This window comes from Paraburkholderia sp. MM5482-R2 (genome assembly GCF_050436125.1).
Classification (GTDB): domain Bacteria; phylum Pseudomonadota; class Gammaproteobacteria; order Burkholderiales; family Burkholderiaceae; genus Paraburkholderia; species Paraburkholderia tuberum.
The window spans coordinates 36,216-50,403 of the sequence record NZ_JBNDLP010000003.1 but is presented as its reverse complement, the minus strand read 5'-3'; the positions used below and the strand labels follow the sequence as shown (position 1 = coordinate 50,403).

The 14,188-nt window shown below is 61.9% G+C and carries 10 protein-coding genes, 1 tRNA gene and 2 pseudogenes; 8 read left to right on the top strand and 5 right to left on the bottom strand.

Translation table 11 applies throughout. From position 1 onward, the window contains the following. Nucleotides 1-196 precede the first annotated feature (196 nt). The 5 genes and pseudogenes from OKW37_RS22315 (at nt 197) to OKW37_RS22295 (ending at nt 7,588) form a co-directional block, all read left to right on the top strand. Nucleotides 197-643: a GatB/YqeY domain-containing protein gene (locus OKW37_RS22315; protein WP_184057455.1), complete on the top strand. Its 447-nt coding sequence runs from the start codon at nt 197-199 to the stop codon at nt 641-643. 117 nt (nt 644-760) lie between these two features. After that, nucleotides 761-2,618: pseudogene (gene dnaG, locus OKW37_RS22310) on the top strand (DNA primase). A 91-nt stretch (nt 2,619-2,709) separates the two neighbouring features. Continuing rightward, entirely contained in the window at nt 2,710-5,100 is a 2,391-nt protein-coding gene (gene rpoD / locus OKW37_RS22305) for an RNA polymerase sigma factor RpoD (protein WP_184057451.1), read from the top strand. A gap of 153 nt (nt 5,101-5,253) precedes the next feature. Further along, nucleotides 5,254-5,341 (top strand) — tRNA-Ile (locus OKW37_RS22300). A 1,104-nt stretch (nt 5,342-6,445) separates the two neighbouring features. Further along, complete coding sequence (locus OKW37_RS22295; protein ID WP_429403810.1) at nt 6,446-7,588, top strand: porin; 1,143 nt, start codon at nt 6,446-6,448, stop codon at nt 7,586-7,588. 153 nt (nt 7,589-7,741) lie between these two features. On the opposite strand, the gene OKW37_RS22290 is transcribed toward OKW37_RS22295, so the two are convergent. Next, a complete protein-coding gene (locus tag OKW37_RS22290; RefSeq protein WP_429404386.1) occupies nt 7,742-8,482 on the bottom strand; it encodes a porin in 741 nt (246 codons plus the stop codon). Nucleotides 8,483-8,537: 55 nt separating this feature from the next. Here OKW37_RS22290 and OKW37_RS22285 point away from each other — a divergent pair, with 55 nt between their 5' ends. Then, on the top strand, nt 8,538-8,804 hold the full coding sequence (locus OKW37_RS22285; protein ID WP_184057447.1) for a transposase: 267 nt from the start codon (nt 8,538-8,540) through the stop codon (nt 8,802-8,804). Nucleotides 8,805-8,822: 18 nt separating this feature from the next. Here the strand turns inward: OKW37_RS22285 and OKW37_RS22280 are convergent. Next, nucleotides 8,823-9,497, bottom strand: a pseudogene (locus tag OKW37_RS22280) (Crp/Fnr family transcriptional regulator). Between the two features lie 115 nt (nt 9,498-9,612). Here OKW37_RS22280 and OKW37_RS22275 point away from each other — a divergent pair. Continuing rightward, the gene (locus OKW37_RS22275) at nt 9,613-11,247 is read left to right on the top strand and encodes an acyl-CoA synthetase (RefSeq protein WP_429403809.1); all 1,635 of its coding nucleotides are present in this window, start codon (nt 9,613-9,615) and stop codon (nt 11,245-11,247) included. A gap of 81 nt (nt 11,248-11,328) precedes the next feature. Here OKW37_RS22275 and OKW37_RS22270 read toward each other — a convergent pair whose 3' ends face one another. Next, on the bottom strand, nt 11,329-11,967 hold the full coding sequence (locus tag OKW37_RS22270) for a LysE family translocator (protein ID WP_184057444.1): 639 nt from the start codon (nt 11,965-11,967) through the stop codon (nt 11,329-11,331). Nucleotides 11,968-12,459: 492 nt separating this feature from the next. Between OKW37_RS22270 and OKW37_RS22265 the strand changes: the two genes are divergently transcribed. After that, complete coding sequence (locus OKW37_RS22265) at nt 12,460-12,726, top strand: H-NS family nucleoid-associated regulatory protein (protein ID WP_429403808.1); 267 nt, start codon at nt 12,460-12,462, stop codon at nt 12,724-12,726. Nucleotides 12,727-12,822: 96 nt separating this feature from the next. On the opposite strand, the gene pcaG is transcribed toward OKW37_RS22265, so the two are convergent. Continuing rightward, nucleotides 12,823-13,410, bottom strand: coding sequence for a protocatechuate 3,4-dioxygenase subunit alpha (pcaG, locus tag OKW37_RS22260; protein WP_429403807.1), 588 nt, complete (start codon nt 13,408-13,410; stop codon nt 12,823-12,825). Nucleotides 13,411-13,413: 3 nt separating this feature from the next. Next, nucleotides 13,414-14,118 carry a protocatechuate 3,4-dioxygenase subunit beta gene (pcaH, locus tag OKW37_RS22255; RefSeq protein WP_429403806.1) on the bottom strand — a complete coding sequence of 235 codons (705 nt, stop codon included), beginning with the start codon at nt 14,116-14,118 and terminating at the stop codon, nt 13,414-13,416. Nucleotides 14,119-14,188 lie beyond the last annotated feature (70 nt).

Here is a 14,188-nt window from a genome sequence, read left to right as displayed (position 1 = left end):
AAGCCGATGGCGGCACGACAGGTGTCATCATGGCAAACCCGGCCCATCGGGCCATCCGGCAGGGTCGCATCCACTACGTAAAATTGCGCCAACCCGCTTGAGGAAGAAGTCCCAAGCGGGTTTTTGTGCTGATGCGGCAGTATCGCCGCCGTCGACCGGCCGGTTTTTCAACTTTTCAACGCAATTCAGGTGAGTGATGAGTCTCAAGGACCGGATCAACGACGATATGAAAGCTGCCATGCGGGCGCGCGAGACCGAACGTCTCGGGACGATCCGCCTGCTGCTCGCCGCGATCAAGCAGCGTGAAGTCGATGAGCGGGTCACGCTCGACGATGCCGCCATAACCTCCGTCATCGACAAGATGATCAAGCAGCGCAAGGATTCGATCAGCCAGTTCGAGGCCGCAGGACGTACGGATCTTGCGGACAAGGAAAAGGCCGAGTTGGCTATTCTTTCCGCGTACATGCCTGAGCAGATGTCCGAAGCGGAAATCGTTGCCGAGGTGCAGGCGGCGGTCGCGCAAACCGGCGCTGCCGGCCCGCAGGACATGGGCAAGGTGATGGGCGTGCTGAAGCCGAAGCTGGCCGGCCGCGCCGACATGACCGCCGTCTCCGCACAGGTCAAGGCCGCGCTCGCTAAGTAACTCTGTCGATTTGTCCGGGTCGCGCGCCTCCAGAAGGCGAGGCGCGGGACCCGGGCGCGGTGTCGAGCCCGGGCTCCGGGCTTGGATTTTGAAGCTTTCCAGGCAGCGTCATTTACTGTGATCCCACCGTCATTCCTGCAGGACCTGCTCAACCGCGTCGATATCGTCGACGTGGTCGGCCGGTATGTGCAGCTGAAAAAGGGCGGCGCGAACTTCATGGGGCTGTGCCCGTTTCACAACGAGAAGAGCCCCTCGTTTACGGTTAGTCCGACTAAACAGTTTTATCACTGCTTCGGCTGCGGTGCGCATGGTACGGCCATCGGTTTCCTGATGGAACACGTGGGCGCGTCGTTTCCCGAAGCGGTCAACGAGCTCGCGCAATCGGTGGGTCTCACCGTACCGCACGAGGCTTCTCCCGGATATGGCGGCGGCTACGCGCCGGCGGCATCGAAGGCCGTGACAACCGCGCTGTCCGATCTCATGCAGACCGCCTGCGACTACTACCGTAAGCAACTGCGCGGTGCGCCGGGCGCGATCCAATATTTGAAGAAGCGCGGCCTGACCGGCGAAGTCGCCGCGCGCTTCGGTCTCGGCTATGCGCCGGACGGGTGGCAAAACCTCGAGGCGGCGTTCCCGAACTATCGCGACGACGCCCTGGTCGAAGCGGGTCTCGTGATCGTCAGCGAAAAGTCGGACGCGCAGGGTCAGAACCGCCGCTACGACCGCTTTCGCGAGCGGATCATGTTCCCGATCCGCAATGTCAAAGGGCAGGTGATCGGCTTCGGCGGCCGCGTGCTCGACGGCGGCGAGCCAAAGTATTTGAATTCACCGGAAACGCCGCTATTTAACAAGGGCAGCGAGCTGTACGGGCTGTTCGAGGCGCGTCTTGCGATTCGAGAGCAACATTACGTGCTGGTCGTCGAAGGTTATATGGACGTGGTCGCGCTGGCCCAATTGGGCTTCCAGAACGCCGTCGCGACCCTCGGCACCGCTTGCACGCCGATTCATGTGCAGAAACTGATGCGCCAGACCGATACGGTCATCTTCAGTTTCGACGGCGACGCGGCCGGCCGGCGCGCCGCGCGTCGCGCGCTCGATGCGTGCCTGCCGCACGCCGCCGACAACCGGACGATCCGTTTCCTGTTCCTGCCCAGCGAGCATGATCCCGACAGCTACGTGCGCGAGTTCGGCACCGAGGCTTTCGCCGAACAGGTCGAACGGGCGATGCCGTTGTCGCAGTTCATGCTCAACGAGGTGTTGACCGGCAAGGAGCTCGATCAGCCCGAAGGCAAGGCCCGCGCGCTGTTCGACGCGAAACCGCTGCTGCAGGCGTTGCCGGCCAATGCGCTGCGCGCGCAGATCATGCATATGTTCGCAGACCGGCTCGATGTGCCATTCAGCGAAGTCGCGGCGCTTTGCGAGGTCGACGCGCGGATCGCGGCCGCGTCGCGCAAGGCGCCGGCCCGCAAGGACCGGCGCAGCGTGACCGGCATCGAGGAAAAGACGCTGCGCAATCTGGTGATGTATCCGCGCACGGTCGCGATGCTCGACGAAGCGGCCGAAGAGGCGCTGCTCACCGTGACCCGGCACGGCGAACTGTTCGCGGAAGTGACGACGCACGCGCGAGCCCTCGGCGATTCGGCAGCGTTCCAGTTGTTGTCCGATCTCTTGCGAAATGGCGCGAACGCCCCAACTTTCGAGGAAATCTTTCGCAAAATTCTAGACTATGATGAAAACGTCCGGGATTTGCTGCTGAAAGAACCCGCAGGACGCGGCCGTCATCGAGGAACGGCGCGAGCAGGAACGAATTGTCGGCGAGGAGCTGAAAGCCGCGATTTTGAAGATGCGATACGACGCTTATTGCGATCGTCTCGAACAGCTTTCGCGACAGTCGCGGCATACGCCGGAAGAGTTTGCCGAGTTTTCGGAGCTCAACCGGAAGCGGGCCGACATGAAGCGTCAACTCGGGCTGTAGCGGCGAGGCCGAAACATCGGATGGTATAATCAAAAGTTTCTAGCGGTTTGTTTTTTCAAGGGTTTTCCTAGCAAAGGCGAAAGGCGATGCGATGGCAAAGACGACAGGCGGAAATCATGCAACGGGCTCACGCGCTAAAGAGCGCACCGGAAAAGTTACCGAAGCCAAGCTGACTGCATCCGCCAGAAGAACGTCTGCTGTCAGCGTTGCACCGGCTGCCGGGAAGAAGTCGTCGACCACTGCGGCCGCGCAGGCCGCACCGGTTCGGGCGGCGAAAGCTGTAGCACCGCCGGCTGCCAAGCGGGCGGGTGTCAGAAGCGCAAGGGAAGCGGCTGCCGTTCAGGACGATGCGGTAGCGCGCGTGACTTCAGTATCCACGGTTCAACCGGCTGTTGTCCAACAGCCGGGGATCGAGACTACAGCCGGTACGGCGAACTCCATGACGAAAAAGCTGAATGAAGTACCCGTCGATGACGATGCAACCCAGACCGAAGAAACCGCTGCTGCCGCACCGGGCAAGCCGGAGAAGGTCAAGGCTCGCGACCGTCGTGCAAAGGAAAAAGCGCTGCTGAAGGATGCGTTCGCGTCGTCGCAGCCTGGCACGGTAGAGGAACTCGAGGAGCGTCGCTCCAAGCTGCGCGCCCTGATCAAGCTCGGCAAGGAGCGCGGCTTCCTCACGTACGCTGAAATCAACGATCACCTGCCGGACAACTTCACCGAGACCGAGGCGATCGAAGGCATCATCAGCACGTTCAACGACATGGGCGTCGCGGTCTACGAACAGGCCCCGGACGCTGAAACGCTGCTGCTCAACGACAACGCGCCCGCGGCTTCGTCAGACGACGAAGTCGAAGAGGAAGCTGAAGTCGCGCTGTCCACCGTCGACTCCGAATTTGGCCGCACCACCGATCCCGTGCGTATGTACATGCGCGAAATGGGCACGGTCGAGCTGCTTACGCGTGAAGGCGAAATCGAAATCGCGAAGCGCATCGAAGACGGCCTGAAGCACATGGTGATGGCCATCTCCGCGTGCCCGACCACGATCGCCGACATTCTCGCGATGGCCGAGCGCGTCGCCAACGACGAAGCGCGCATCGACGAACTCGTCGACGGTCTGATCGACGCCGACGCGGCAGACGCCGACGGCTTCTCCGCGCAGGAGGCGGAAGCGATCGAGAATGAAGACGAGGAAGCCGAGGAAGAGGACGAAGAGGACGAGGAAGAAGACGATGGCGCGGCGCAAGCCACCGCCAACGCGGCGCAGCTCGAAGCGCTGCGGCGCGCGTCGCTCGAAAAATTCGCGTCGATCAGCGAATGGTTCGACAAGATGCGTCGCGCGTTCGAGAAGGAAGGCTACAAGTCCAAGTCGTATCTGAAGGCGCAGGAAACCATCCAGAACGAGCTGATGACAATCCGCTTCACCGCGCGTACCGTCGAGCGGTTGTGCGACACGCTGCGCGCGCAGGTGGATGAAGTGCGTCAGGTCGAGCGTCAGATCCTGCATACGGTCGTCGACAAGTGCGGGATGCCGCGTGCGGAATTCATCGCGCGTTTCCCAGGCAGCGAGACGGACCTCGAATGGGCCGACAAGATCGTCGCCGAAGGTCACGGGTATAGCGCGATCCTCACGCGCAACATTCCGGCGATCCGCGAACAGCAGCAACGTCTGCTCGATCTGCAGGCGCGCGTGGTGCTGCCGCTGAAGGACCTGAAGGAAACCAACCGTCAGATGGCGGCCGGCGAGCTTAAGGCGCGCCAGGCGAAGCGCGAAATGACCGAGGCCAACCTGCGTCTCGTGATCTCGATCGCGAAGAAGTACACGAACCGCGGTCTGCAGTTCCTCGACCTGATTCAGGAAGGCAACATCGGCCTGATGAAGGCGGTGGACAAGTTCGAATACCGTCGTGGCTACAAGTTCTCCACGTATGCGACGTGGTGGATCCGCCAGGCCATTACGCGTTCGATCGCCGACCAGGCGCGCACGATCCGGATTCCGGTTCACATGATCGAAACGATCAACAAGATGAACCGCATCTCGCGTCAGATCCTGCAGGAAACCGGTCTCGAGCCGGATCCGGCGACGCTGGCCGAGAAGATGGAAATGCCGGAAGACAAGATCCGCAAGATCATGAAGATCGCGAAGGAGCCGATCTCGATGGAAACGCCGATCGGTGACGACGACGATTCTCATCTGGGCGACTTCATCGAAGATACGAACACGGTCGCCCCGGCGGATGCGGCGTTGCACGCGAGTATGCGCGACGTCGTGAAGGACGTGCTCGATTCGCTGACGCCGCGCGAAGCGAAGGTGTTGCGCATGCGTTTCGGTATCGAGATGAGCACGGATCACACGCTCGAAGAAGTCGGTAAGCAGTTCGACGTGACGCGTGAGCGAATTCGTCAGATCGAGGCGAAGGCGCTGCGCAAGCTACGTCATCCGAGCCGTTCGGACAAGCTGAAGTCATTCCTCGAAGGGAATTGACGGCGACGGCCGCGGTTGGCCGCAAATGATGCGATCAAAGGGGCCTCCCGGTCGTTTCGCCGAAGCGAAGCGGTTGCGGAGGCTCCTTTTTCGTGTAGTATGTCGGCCAATCGACGAAACGGGCCCGGCCTTCACGACCGGGTCTTTTTTCTTGGGCTGGACGCCGTGTTGGTTGCAGGCAGTGGACTCATAATCCACCTCCGAAAGGACATCGTGGGTTCGAATCCCACCCGGCCCACCAAAGTATCGAAAAAAGGGTTCCGAATTCCGGAACCCTTTTTTGTTTTTTGGGCGGCCTTCGGCTGCCTCAGCTGGACGACCCAGTGCCAGCCTCAACCCCGGCGAGCGGCGTCCGTTGCCCCACACACCGCCCGACACCGACCCGCTCGCGCCAGGCTCCTCGCCCGCGGACGAGGAGGCGCTTAAGCGCACTCCGCGCCAGCCATAAGCGGTGATCACGCGTAATCAGGGAAACTCCGTGTAAAAGCGGGCGCAACCCCGCCGTTAGTTGAATGCGGAAGGCTTGTTGATGCATGCCGTCCGCCTTCAGCGCGGGTCTTGTCACGCGGTGGCCGGCGTCGCAATTCACCTCCGGGCAACGTCCGTGCTGAAGGCTTTTTCGAATCGCGCGCGCATCTTATAGAGACGTGACAGAGGGTGCTCACTAAAGCGAGAAATCAGAAGACCGCCGCAATGGCAGTGTCTCAATAGTGAATGCTGATTCGACGCGGTGGGCTCGGACCGTTGCGCCGCCCGGGGGCGGCAGCGATTGCTTGCGTCGGTCAATAAAGATTAGGTGAATAAGCCGTCTTGGTGATTCGACGAGTTAATCGCCCCGCCGGAAACCATTAATTGGCGGGTACGCGAGCAAGACTGCATTTGACTCTATTAAGTTCCGGCGCTCCAAAAATAAATCTCAAACGACGCGGAAAACCGTCACTTCAACCATTTGATTACAAAAAATATCGGCCGGTCTTTTCGTCAATTTGCTCCGACCCGATTACGTCACGCGTATTAAAGCACTGTTGCAAACGCGCAACTTAGAATATTGACGCGTTGCAAATTCGTTTTGGGTGGAGCTGGCGATCCGGCACCTGGATCTTGCAATAAACGATGGAAAAACAAGAAGTTATCCCCATCGGCAGCAACATTGTTGCGAATTTCGAAAAATCCTGTTGCGTGAATTGCCTGCGTCGGTACCAGGGTGTCCCCCTACACTCACGCTTCGCTTCAAGGGTGCCCGGTCGATCCCCACGGTTCGGCCAAGCGGGCGGCGGCAAATGCGATGCATCGGCTGCTGAAGCAGGTCCTGCTCCCCGTATAAATTTTTCGAATTGGAGTTCCCATGAAAAAGAGTCTCATCGTCGTTGCGGCTGCCGCATCGTTCGCTTCGGTCGCTCACGCACAAAGCAGCGTGACCCTGTACGGTCTGCTCGACGCAGGTCTGACGTACACCAGCAACGTTGCCCACAACTCCAAGTGGGCAGCAGGTAGCGGCGGCATCAACCAGAGCATGTTCGGCCTGCGTGGTTCGGAAGATCTGGGCGGCGGTCTGAAGGCAATCTTCACGTTGGAAAGCGGCTTCAACATCAACAACGGCAAGTACGCTAACAACAACGGCATGTTCAACCGTCAGGCCTTCGTCGGTCTGTCGAGCTCGCAATTCGGTACGGTCACGCTGGGTCGCCAGTACGACGCAGCGCAGGACTACCTCGCACCGCTGACCGCAACGGGCAGCTGGGGCGGCACGTACTTCGCGCACCCGTTCAACAACGACAACCTGAACACCAACGGTGGTCTGTCGGTCAACAACTCGGTCAAGTACTCGAGCGCTAACTACGCTGGCTTCACGTTCGGCGGCACGTACGGCTTCTCGAACCAGGCTGGTGGCTTCGCAAACAACCGTCAGTACAGCTTGGGCGCCGCATACCAGTGGCAAGGCCTGCACCTCGGTGCTGCCTACGCTCAGCAAAACAACCCGGCTGCTAACGCAAGCGGCGCATCGGACGGCGTTCTGGCGAACACCGCGGGCGTGCTGCAAGGCGACTTCCGTCAGCGTCAGTTCGGCGCAGGCGCTTCGTACGGCTTCGGCCCGGCGCTGGTTGGCGTGGCATGGACGCAATCGCGCGTCGACAACCTGGTTGGTGAAGCTCCTGGTCAGCGTCAAGGCCACACCAACAACTACGAAATCAACGGCAAGTACAACGTGACTCCGGCTATGGCTCTCGGCGTCGCGTACACGTTCACCGACGCGCGCGGCTACGGCATCAACGCCGACGGTAACGACATGAAGACCCGTTACCACCAGATCGGCCTGCAGGCTGACTACTCGCTGTCGCGTCGCACCGACGTCTACGCTCAGGCTGTGTACCAGCACGCAATGGGTGACGGCGGCGTGGCTTCGATCTACAGCGGCGACAACACGGTTCCGACCTCGTCGTCGAAGAACCAGACGGCTGCTACGGTCGGTCTGCGTCACCGCTTCTAAGCTTCAGCAGAAGCTGCCTGTAGTACAGAAAGGTGCCGTTCGCGGCACCTTTTTTTATGCGCGCGGCAGACCGGTGAGCCGGTTTCCGTATGCGAGGCGAAAAAAACGGGCGTCCCTGGGGACGCCCGTTCTGCCATGACGACGTGAAACGATTCAGAAAATTGTCCGCAAACCGAGCGCAACGCCGGTCTGGTTGTCGCGGCCCGGCAGTTCGACCGTCGCCGCGCCCGACACCTTGTCGAAATCGACGGTGCCGTACACCTCGGTGCGCTTCGACAGCGCGTACTCGGCCAGTGCGACGAACGTGTAGCGATAGCCACTGCCGAGCTGACCAGCGCCGATCGCCGCGTTCGACATGTCCGACAGCGGACCGGCCATGTACGACAGCGTGAGGCCGTACATGTTGCCCGCGCCGAGATGGCCTGGCACCTGGCCCGAGAAGCCGCCGCCGCCGGTCGATTCCGAGTTCGTGCCGAATGAGTACATCGCGGCCACCGTCAGGCCTTTGAACGTGCCCGTGTACCTGATCGCGTTATCGGCGTAAAGCCCCGCGCCGAGCGCGCCAGGCAGCGACGAGTTCTCGTTGTAGTTGCCGACCGTGAGCGGGTCGTAGGTGTCGCCGAGCAGGTCGAACAGCGGCGTCTTCTGGCGACCGAGCGTCAGCGTGCCGTACGGACTGCTGACGCCGACATACGCGTTGCGGTTGAAAATGCGCCGGCTATCCGAGGCCGAGCCGTCCTGCAGGTTGATGCCGCTTTCCAGATCGAAGATCGCCTTGAGACCGCCGCCGAGGTCTTCCGAGCCGCGCAGACCCCAGCGGCTGTTGGTGATCGCGCTTTGTGCCGAAGCTTGTTCGGACGTCACGGCAACGGCGCCGCCGCCGGGCGCGCCGATGATAGATCACCGTCCGTGCCGCGCCGTCGCCGCTCTCGCGCGATGACCTATTGCCATGTTTGACAATTATGATGACGGCCCGCGCCGTGGTCGTCCGCCGATCGAAATTCGCCACGTGCTCAATAGCGTGATGTGGGTGCTGCACACGCGCGCGCCGTGGAGCGCAATGCCCGAGCACTACGTCCCGTACCAGACCGCGCATCGCTACTATCTGCGCTGGAAAAAAACGGGCGTGTTGAGCGCGATCATGCTCGCGCTGTTCAAGACCGACGACGCTCTCGAAACGCGCGCGACGCGCAAGGGCGGCGTGCGCGCCGGATAGCGAGCGCCAGTCGCGTCGCTAGATCTGTTCCCGCCCGTACGCAGCCAGCCGCTCGAGATCGAGCACCTCGATCCGGTTATACGACAGTCGCAAAATCCGCAGCTTCTCGAGGTTCTGCAGCGCCTGATTGATGCGCTGCCGCGACACTCCCGCGAGCAGACCGACTTCTTCCTGTGAAATCGCCAGCGTGCGACCCGTGTCCGGATACAGATCCGGATTGAACAGTTGCGCGAGCGATTGCGCGACGCGTGCGTCCACGTCGAGCAGCCGGGTGTTCTGGATCGACGCGATGAATTCCCCCATCCGGTTGTTCAATTGCCGGATCACGAAGCCCGTGAACGGCAGACTCGATTCGAGCAACATATGGAAGGTCGCGGACGGCACGAACATCACGAGCGACGGCTGGATCGCGGCCACGTCGTATTTGCGCAATTCGCGCTTGATCACGCTGCCTTCGCCGAACCAGCCGCCCGGCGGCACGCCCGACAGCGTGCAGCTGCGGCCCCACGCGTTCTAGATAGCGAGCTTGACGAGCCCGGAGTGCACGCCGATCCAATAGTCGGACGGTTGCTGGCGGCGGGCGATCCACGCACCGCCTTCAAAGTGCTCGGCGTGTGCGCTGGCGAGCACCATCGCCTGATGATCGGCGGCGAGCGCGCGAAACCACGCGCACGCGACGAACAGTCGCGCCACTCTGTCATTTGAATGACAGACAGTTCATGACGACAATTGCTAGGCTTGACCCTGGTTCATTCATAGAACACGGTCAACAATCGGCGGCGCGGCTCGCGCCTCAGGAGACGAAGCAATGACACAGCACATGTTCGACGAAGGCCTCGGGCGGCGCGAGGCCAATTATGTCCCGTTGACGCCGATCGATTTCCTCGTGCGCGCCGCGCAAGTGTATGGCGAGCGGCTCGCGATCGTCCATGGGGAGATCCGCCGCAACTGGCGCGAGACCTATGAGCGTGCGCGGCGGCTCGCGAGCGCGCTGCACGAGGCCGGCATCTGCCGCGGCGACACGGTCGCCGCGCTGCTGCCGAACATCCCGCCGATGGTCGAGGCGCACTTCGGCGTGCCGATGGCCGGCGCCGTGCTGAATACACTGAACACGCGGCTCGACGTCGCGACGCTGCTGTTCATGCTGCGCCACGGTGAGGCGAAGGCGCTGATCGTCGACACCGAATACGGCGAGCTCGCGCATCGCGCGGCGCTAGAATTCCCGGAGCTCCGCGTGATCAGCGTGGCCGACGCGCAGCCCGTCGACGCCGCGCAGTTCATTCGCGCGACGGACTACGAGCAGTTCCTGCAAACCGGCGACCCTTCCTTCGAGTGGACTCCGCCCGCCGACGAATGGGACGCGATCGCGCTGAACTACACATCGGGCACGACCGGTGACCCGAAGGGCGTCGTCTACCATCACCGTGGCGCGTATCTGAACGCGCTGAGCAACATCCTCGAATGGGACATGCCGAAGCACGCGGTCTATCTGTGGACGCTGCCGCTGTTCCACTGCAACGGCTGGTGCTTTCCGTGGACGGTGGCCGCCCGCGCGGGCGTCAACGTCTGTCTGCGCAAGTTCGACGCGAAGATCGTGTTCGAGTTGATTCGCCGCGAACACATCACGCATTACTGCGGAGCGCCGATCGTACAGAGTTCGCTCGTGAATGCGCCGGCCGAATGGCGCGGGGGCATCACGCATCGCGTGTCGACGATGGTCGCGGGCGCCGCGCCACCGCCCGCGGTGATCGCGAAGATGAAGCAGATCGGCTTCGATCTGACGCACGTGTACGGGCTCACCGAAACCTACGGGCCGGCGGCCGTCTGCGCGAAGCAGGACGAATGGGACGCGCTCGACGATCAAATCCGCGCCGACCTGACCGCGCGCCAGGGCGTGCGTTATCACCTGCAGGCGGCGGTCGCGGTGCTCGATGCGGACACGCTCGCGCCGGTGCCGGACGACGGCGAAACGATCGGCGAGATCATGTTTCGCGGCAACATCTGCATGAAGGGCTATCTGAAGAACGAGCGCGCGACCGAAGCGGCTTTCGAAGGCGGCTGGTTCCATACCGGCGATCTCGGCGTGCGCACGGCCGACGGCTATATCCGCATCCGCGACCGCAGCAAGGACATCATCATTTCGGGCGGTGAGAACATTTCGAGCATCGAGGTCGAGGACACGCTGTACCGGCATCCCGCGGTGTCGGTGGCGGCGGTGGTCGCGATGGCCGATCCGAAGTGGGGCGAGGTGCCGTGCGCGTTCATCGAGTTGAAGGAAGGCGCGCAGGTGACCGAGGAGGAAATCATCGCGCACTGCCGGCTGTTTCTGGCCGGCTACAAGTTGCCGAAGGCGGTGCGCTTTGGCGAGTTGCCCAAGACGTCGACGGGGAAGATCCAGAAGTTCGAGTTGCGCGCGCGGATCAAGGCGGAGGGGAAAGGGTAACGCGCCGCGATCACCGCTGATTCAGGGCGGCGCGAGTGGCGCGCATCGAGTTACGACGGTGCGCGCCGCTTCGGGTTGCCGTCAAATTCCCACCTTGTGCGCGTTAAAAATCAGCCGCAGGCCCAGCGCGGTCACCGCGCTCGCGGCGATGCGATCGATCCACCCCTTCCAGCGCAGATAGATTTCGCGCGGCCGTTGGCTCGAAAAGCACAGTGCGACGATCGTGTACCAGCCCGCCTCGATCGCGAAGATCGCCGGCGGCAGCGCGAAATAGCACCACACCGGCGGATGTTGCGGCAGCAGCGCAGCGAAGATACTGCCGTAATAGACAGCCGTTTTCGGATTGCTGAGCTGCGTGCTCAAGCCGATCCAGAACGACTTGCGCGGATTGCCGCCGCTGCCGGTTCGCGTTTCGCTGAACGCGAGCGGCTTCGCGGCGCCGCGCCAGATTTTCGACGCCAGATAGACCAGGTAGACGCCGCCGGCCACTTTCAGCCCGACGTAGAGCCATTCGACCGTCGCGAGCAGCGTATAGAGCCCGAGCAGCGCGATGCCGCTAAAAAACACACCGCCGATACCCATGCCGAGCGCTGTCGCGAGACCGTCGCCGCGCGACAGACCGATCGCGTTGCGTGCGACGATGACGAAGCTGGGCCCCGGACTCATCGCGCCCAATAGCAGCGCGGCGAGGATCGTGAGGATGGCGGTCGAGGCGGGCATGGTCGTGTCTCCTGATGTCGGGCCGATGCCAGATGTTCTGGCGAATACAGAGTCTCGCATTGTCCGCCAATCGCGCGGCGGAAGCCACGAATACCGAAAACTCGGAAGTCGCGCAAGCAGTGCAATTAGAAAAAGTTCTTTGCTGCGGCCAAAATACATCGAATGCTAGAATGACTCTCCATACGCGGAAGCTCCCTCGTCACGACGAGGCGACGCACGACGCGAAACACGGGCGCAATTCGAGCCACGCCGATTTTTCGAGTAGCCGATTCGCCTGATTCCAGCGCTTCAACTCAGGCGCTTTACTTCAGGCGCTTTAATTCAGGATCTGACAGGCATCTCTTGCAAATGCGGGTTTTCACGCATTTGCATGGATCGCGTGAATTCGTCGAATTGCTTCCATTCAAATTGAATTACGCACGACGAGCCTCGCGTTGCTATGCGAGTTGCCCGTTTGTCTAATGCCAGCAAGAGCTGCGACACCAATACGTTATGAAACAACGAGAAGGACAACAACGACTGTTCGAACGCCACGAGAACCTGCGCGAGCACATGATCGCGTGGATCCGCCGACGCATGGACGACCACGGCATCACATTCGAAGCGCTGGCCGAATCGCTCGAAGCCGATGCGAACGCCGTGGCCGCGGTGCTGTATCGCGACGCGTTCGGTAACACGTGGGACGGTCGCGGCGATAAACCGGCGTGGCTCGCGCGCGCGATTCACGCCGGACAAAGCATCGATCATTTCCGCTGCTGAGCGCGCGCAGGCGCACCGCAAAACGCCCGCGCGAAAAAAAGCCCGCGCAAGGCGGGCTCGATCTTTACTGCTCGGAGTCTCGCGACGAATCGCGCATCACAGGTCGAAAAACACGGTTTCCTGATTGCCCTGCATGTGGATGTCGAAGCGATACACGTTGGCCGTACCGGCAACGCGGCGCGCGATCAGCGTATTACGGCGCTCGGCCGGCACCGACGCCAGCACGGTGTCCTGCTCGTTCGCCTGCGCTTCGTCCTCGAAATAGATGCGCGTGAACGTGTGCAGCAGCATGCCGCGCATCGTCAGGATTATGTCGATGTGCGGCGCTTCGTCGGGATTCGCGCGGCCCGGCTTCACCGTCTCGACGATGAAGCGCTTGTGCGGATCCGTGCCCGTACCGACGCGCGCAAAGCCGTGAAAGCCGGTCTTCAAAATTTCTTCGCGCGATTCCGGATAGTGGCCGTTCGAGTCGACTTGCGACATCTCGATCATCGCGTCGCCGATCACCTTGCCGTCGCCGTCGAACACCTGACCGACGATCGTGATGTGCTCGCCGGCCGCTTCCATGTCGGCCAGAACGTTCGTGAACAGGCTCTTGAAGTCGAAATCGTATTGCTGCGGGCAAAGACCGTAGGCGAAGTACGGACCAACGGTTTGCGAAGGCGTTTGCTTGAGAGTCGTCATGGCTTAGCGCTCCATCGGGGTTTCGTTCGGGCCGCGCAGCACGATGTCGAAATCGTAGCCGAGCGCGTAGGCCTCTTGCGTGGTGTCGAGCGAGAACTTCGAGACCATGCGCTCACGGGCGTGCCCGGGCGTGCCCTGGTAGATCGGGTCGAATGCGAGCAGCGGATCGCCGGGAAAGTACATCTGCGTGACGAGACGCGAGCCGAAGTGGTCGCCGAACAGCGAGAAATGGATGTGCTGCGGACGCCAGGCGTTCGGGTGGTTGCCCCACGGATACGCGCCCGGCTTGATGGTCATGAAGCGGTAACGGCCTTCGTTGTCGGTGATGCAGCGGCCCGCGCCGAGGAAGTTCGGGTCGAGCGGCGCGTCGTGCTGGTCGGCCTTGTGCACATAGCGGCCGGCGGCGTTCGCTTGCCAGACTTCCACCAGCGTGTTGCGCACCGGGCGGCCGCCTTCGTCGAGCACACGGCCCGTCACGATGATGCGCTCGCCGAGCGGTTCGCCATTGCGCACCGCGTTGCGGGTCAGGTCGCTGTCGAGCGGGCCGAGGTCGTCGGTGCCGTAGACCGGTACGCGCTGGTCGCGCAGCCGTTCCTTCAGCGGAATCAGCGGACGCGACGGACCGCGTTTGACCGACGAACCGTACGGCGGATAGATGTACTCGGGATGGGACGCGAAATCTCGCGGCGAAAGAATTGAATCTTCCATGAGGTGTCTCCGTTGGAGGAATCGGGGGGATGCGACGTTATGACTCGCACTTTATACAAAACGTGCGGTT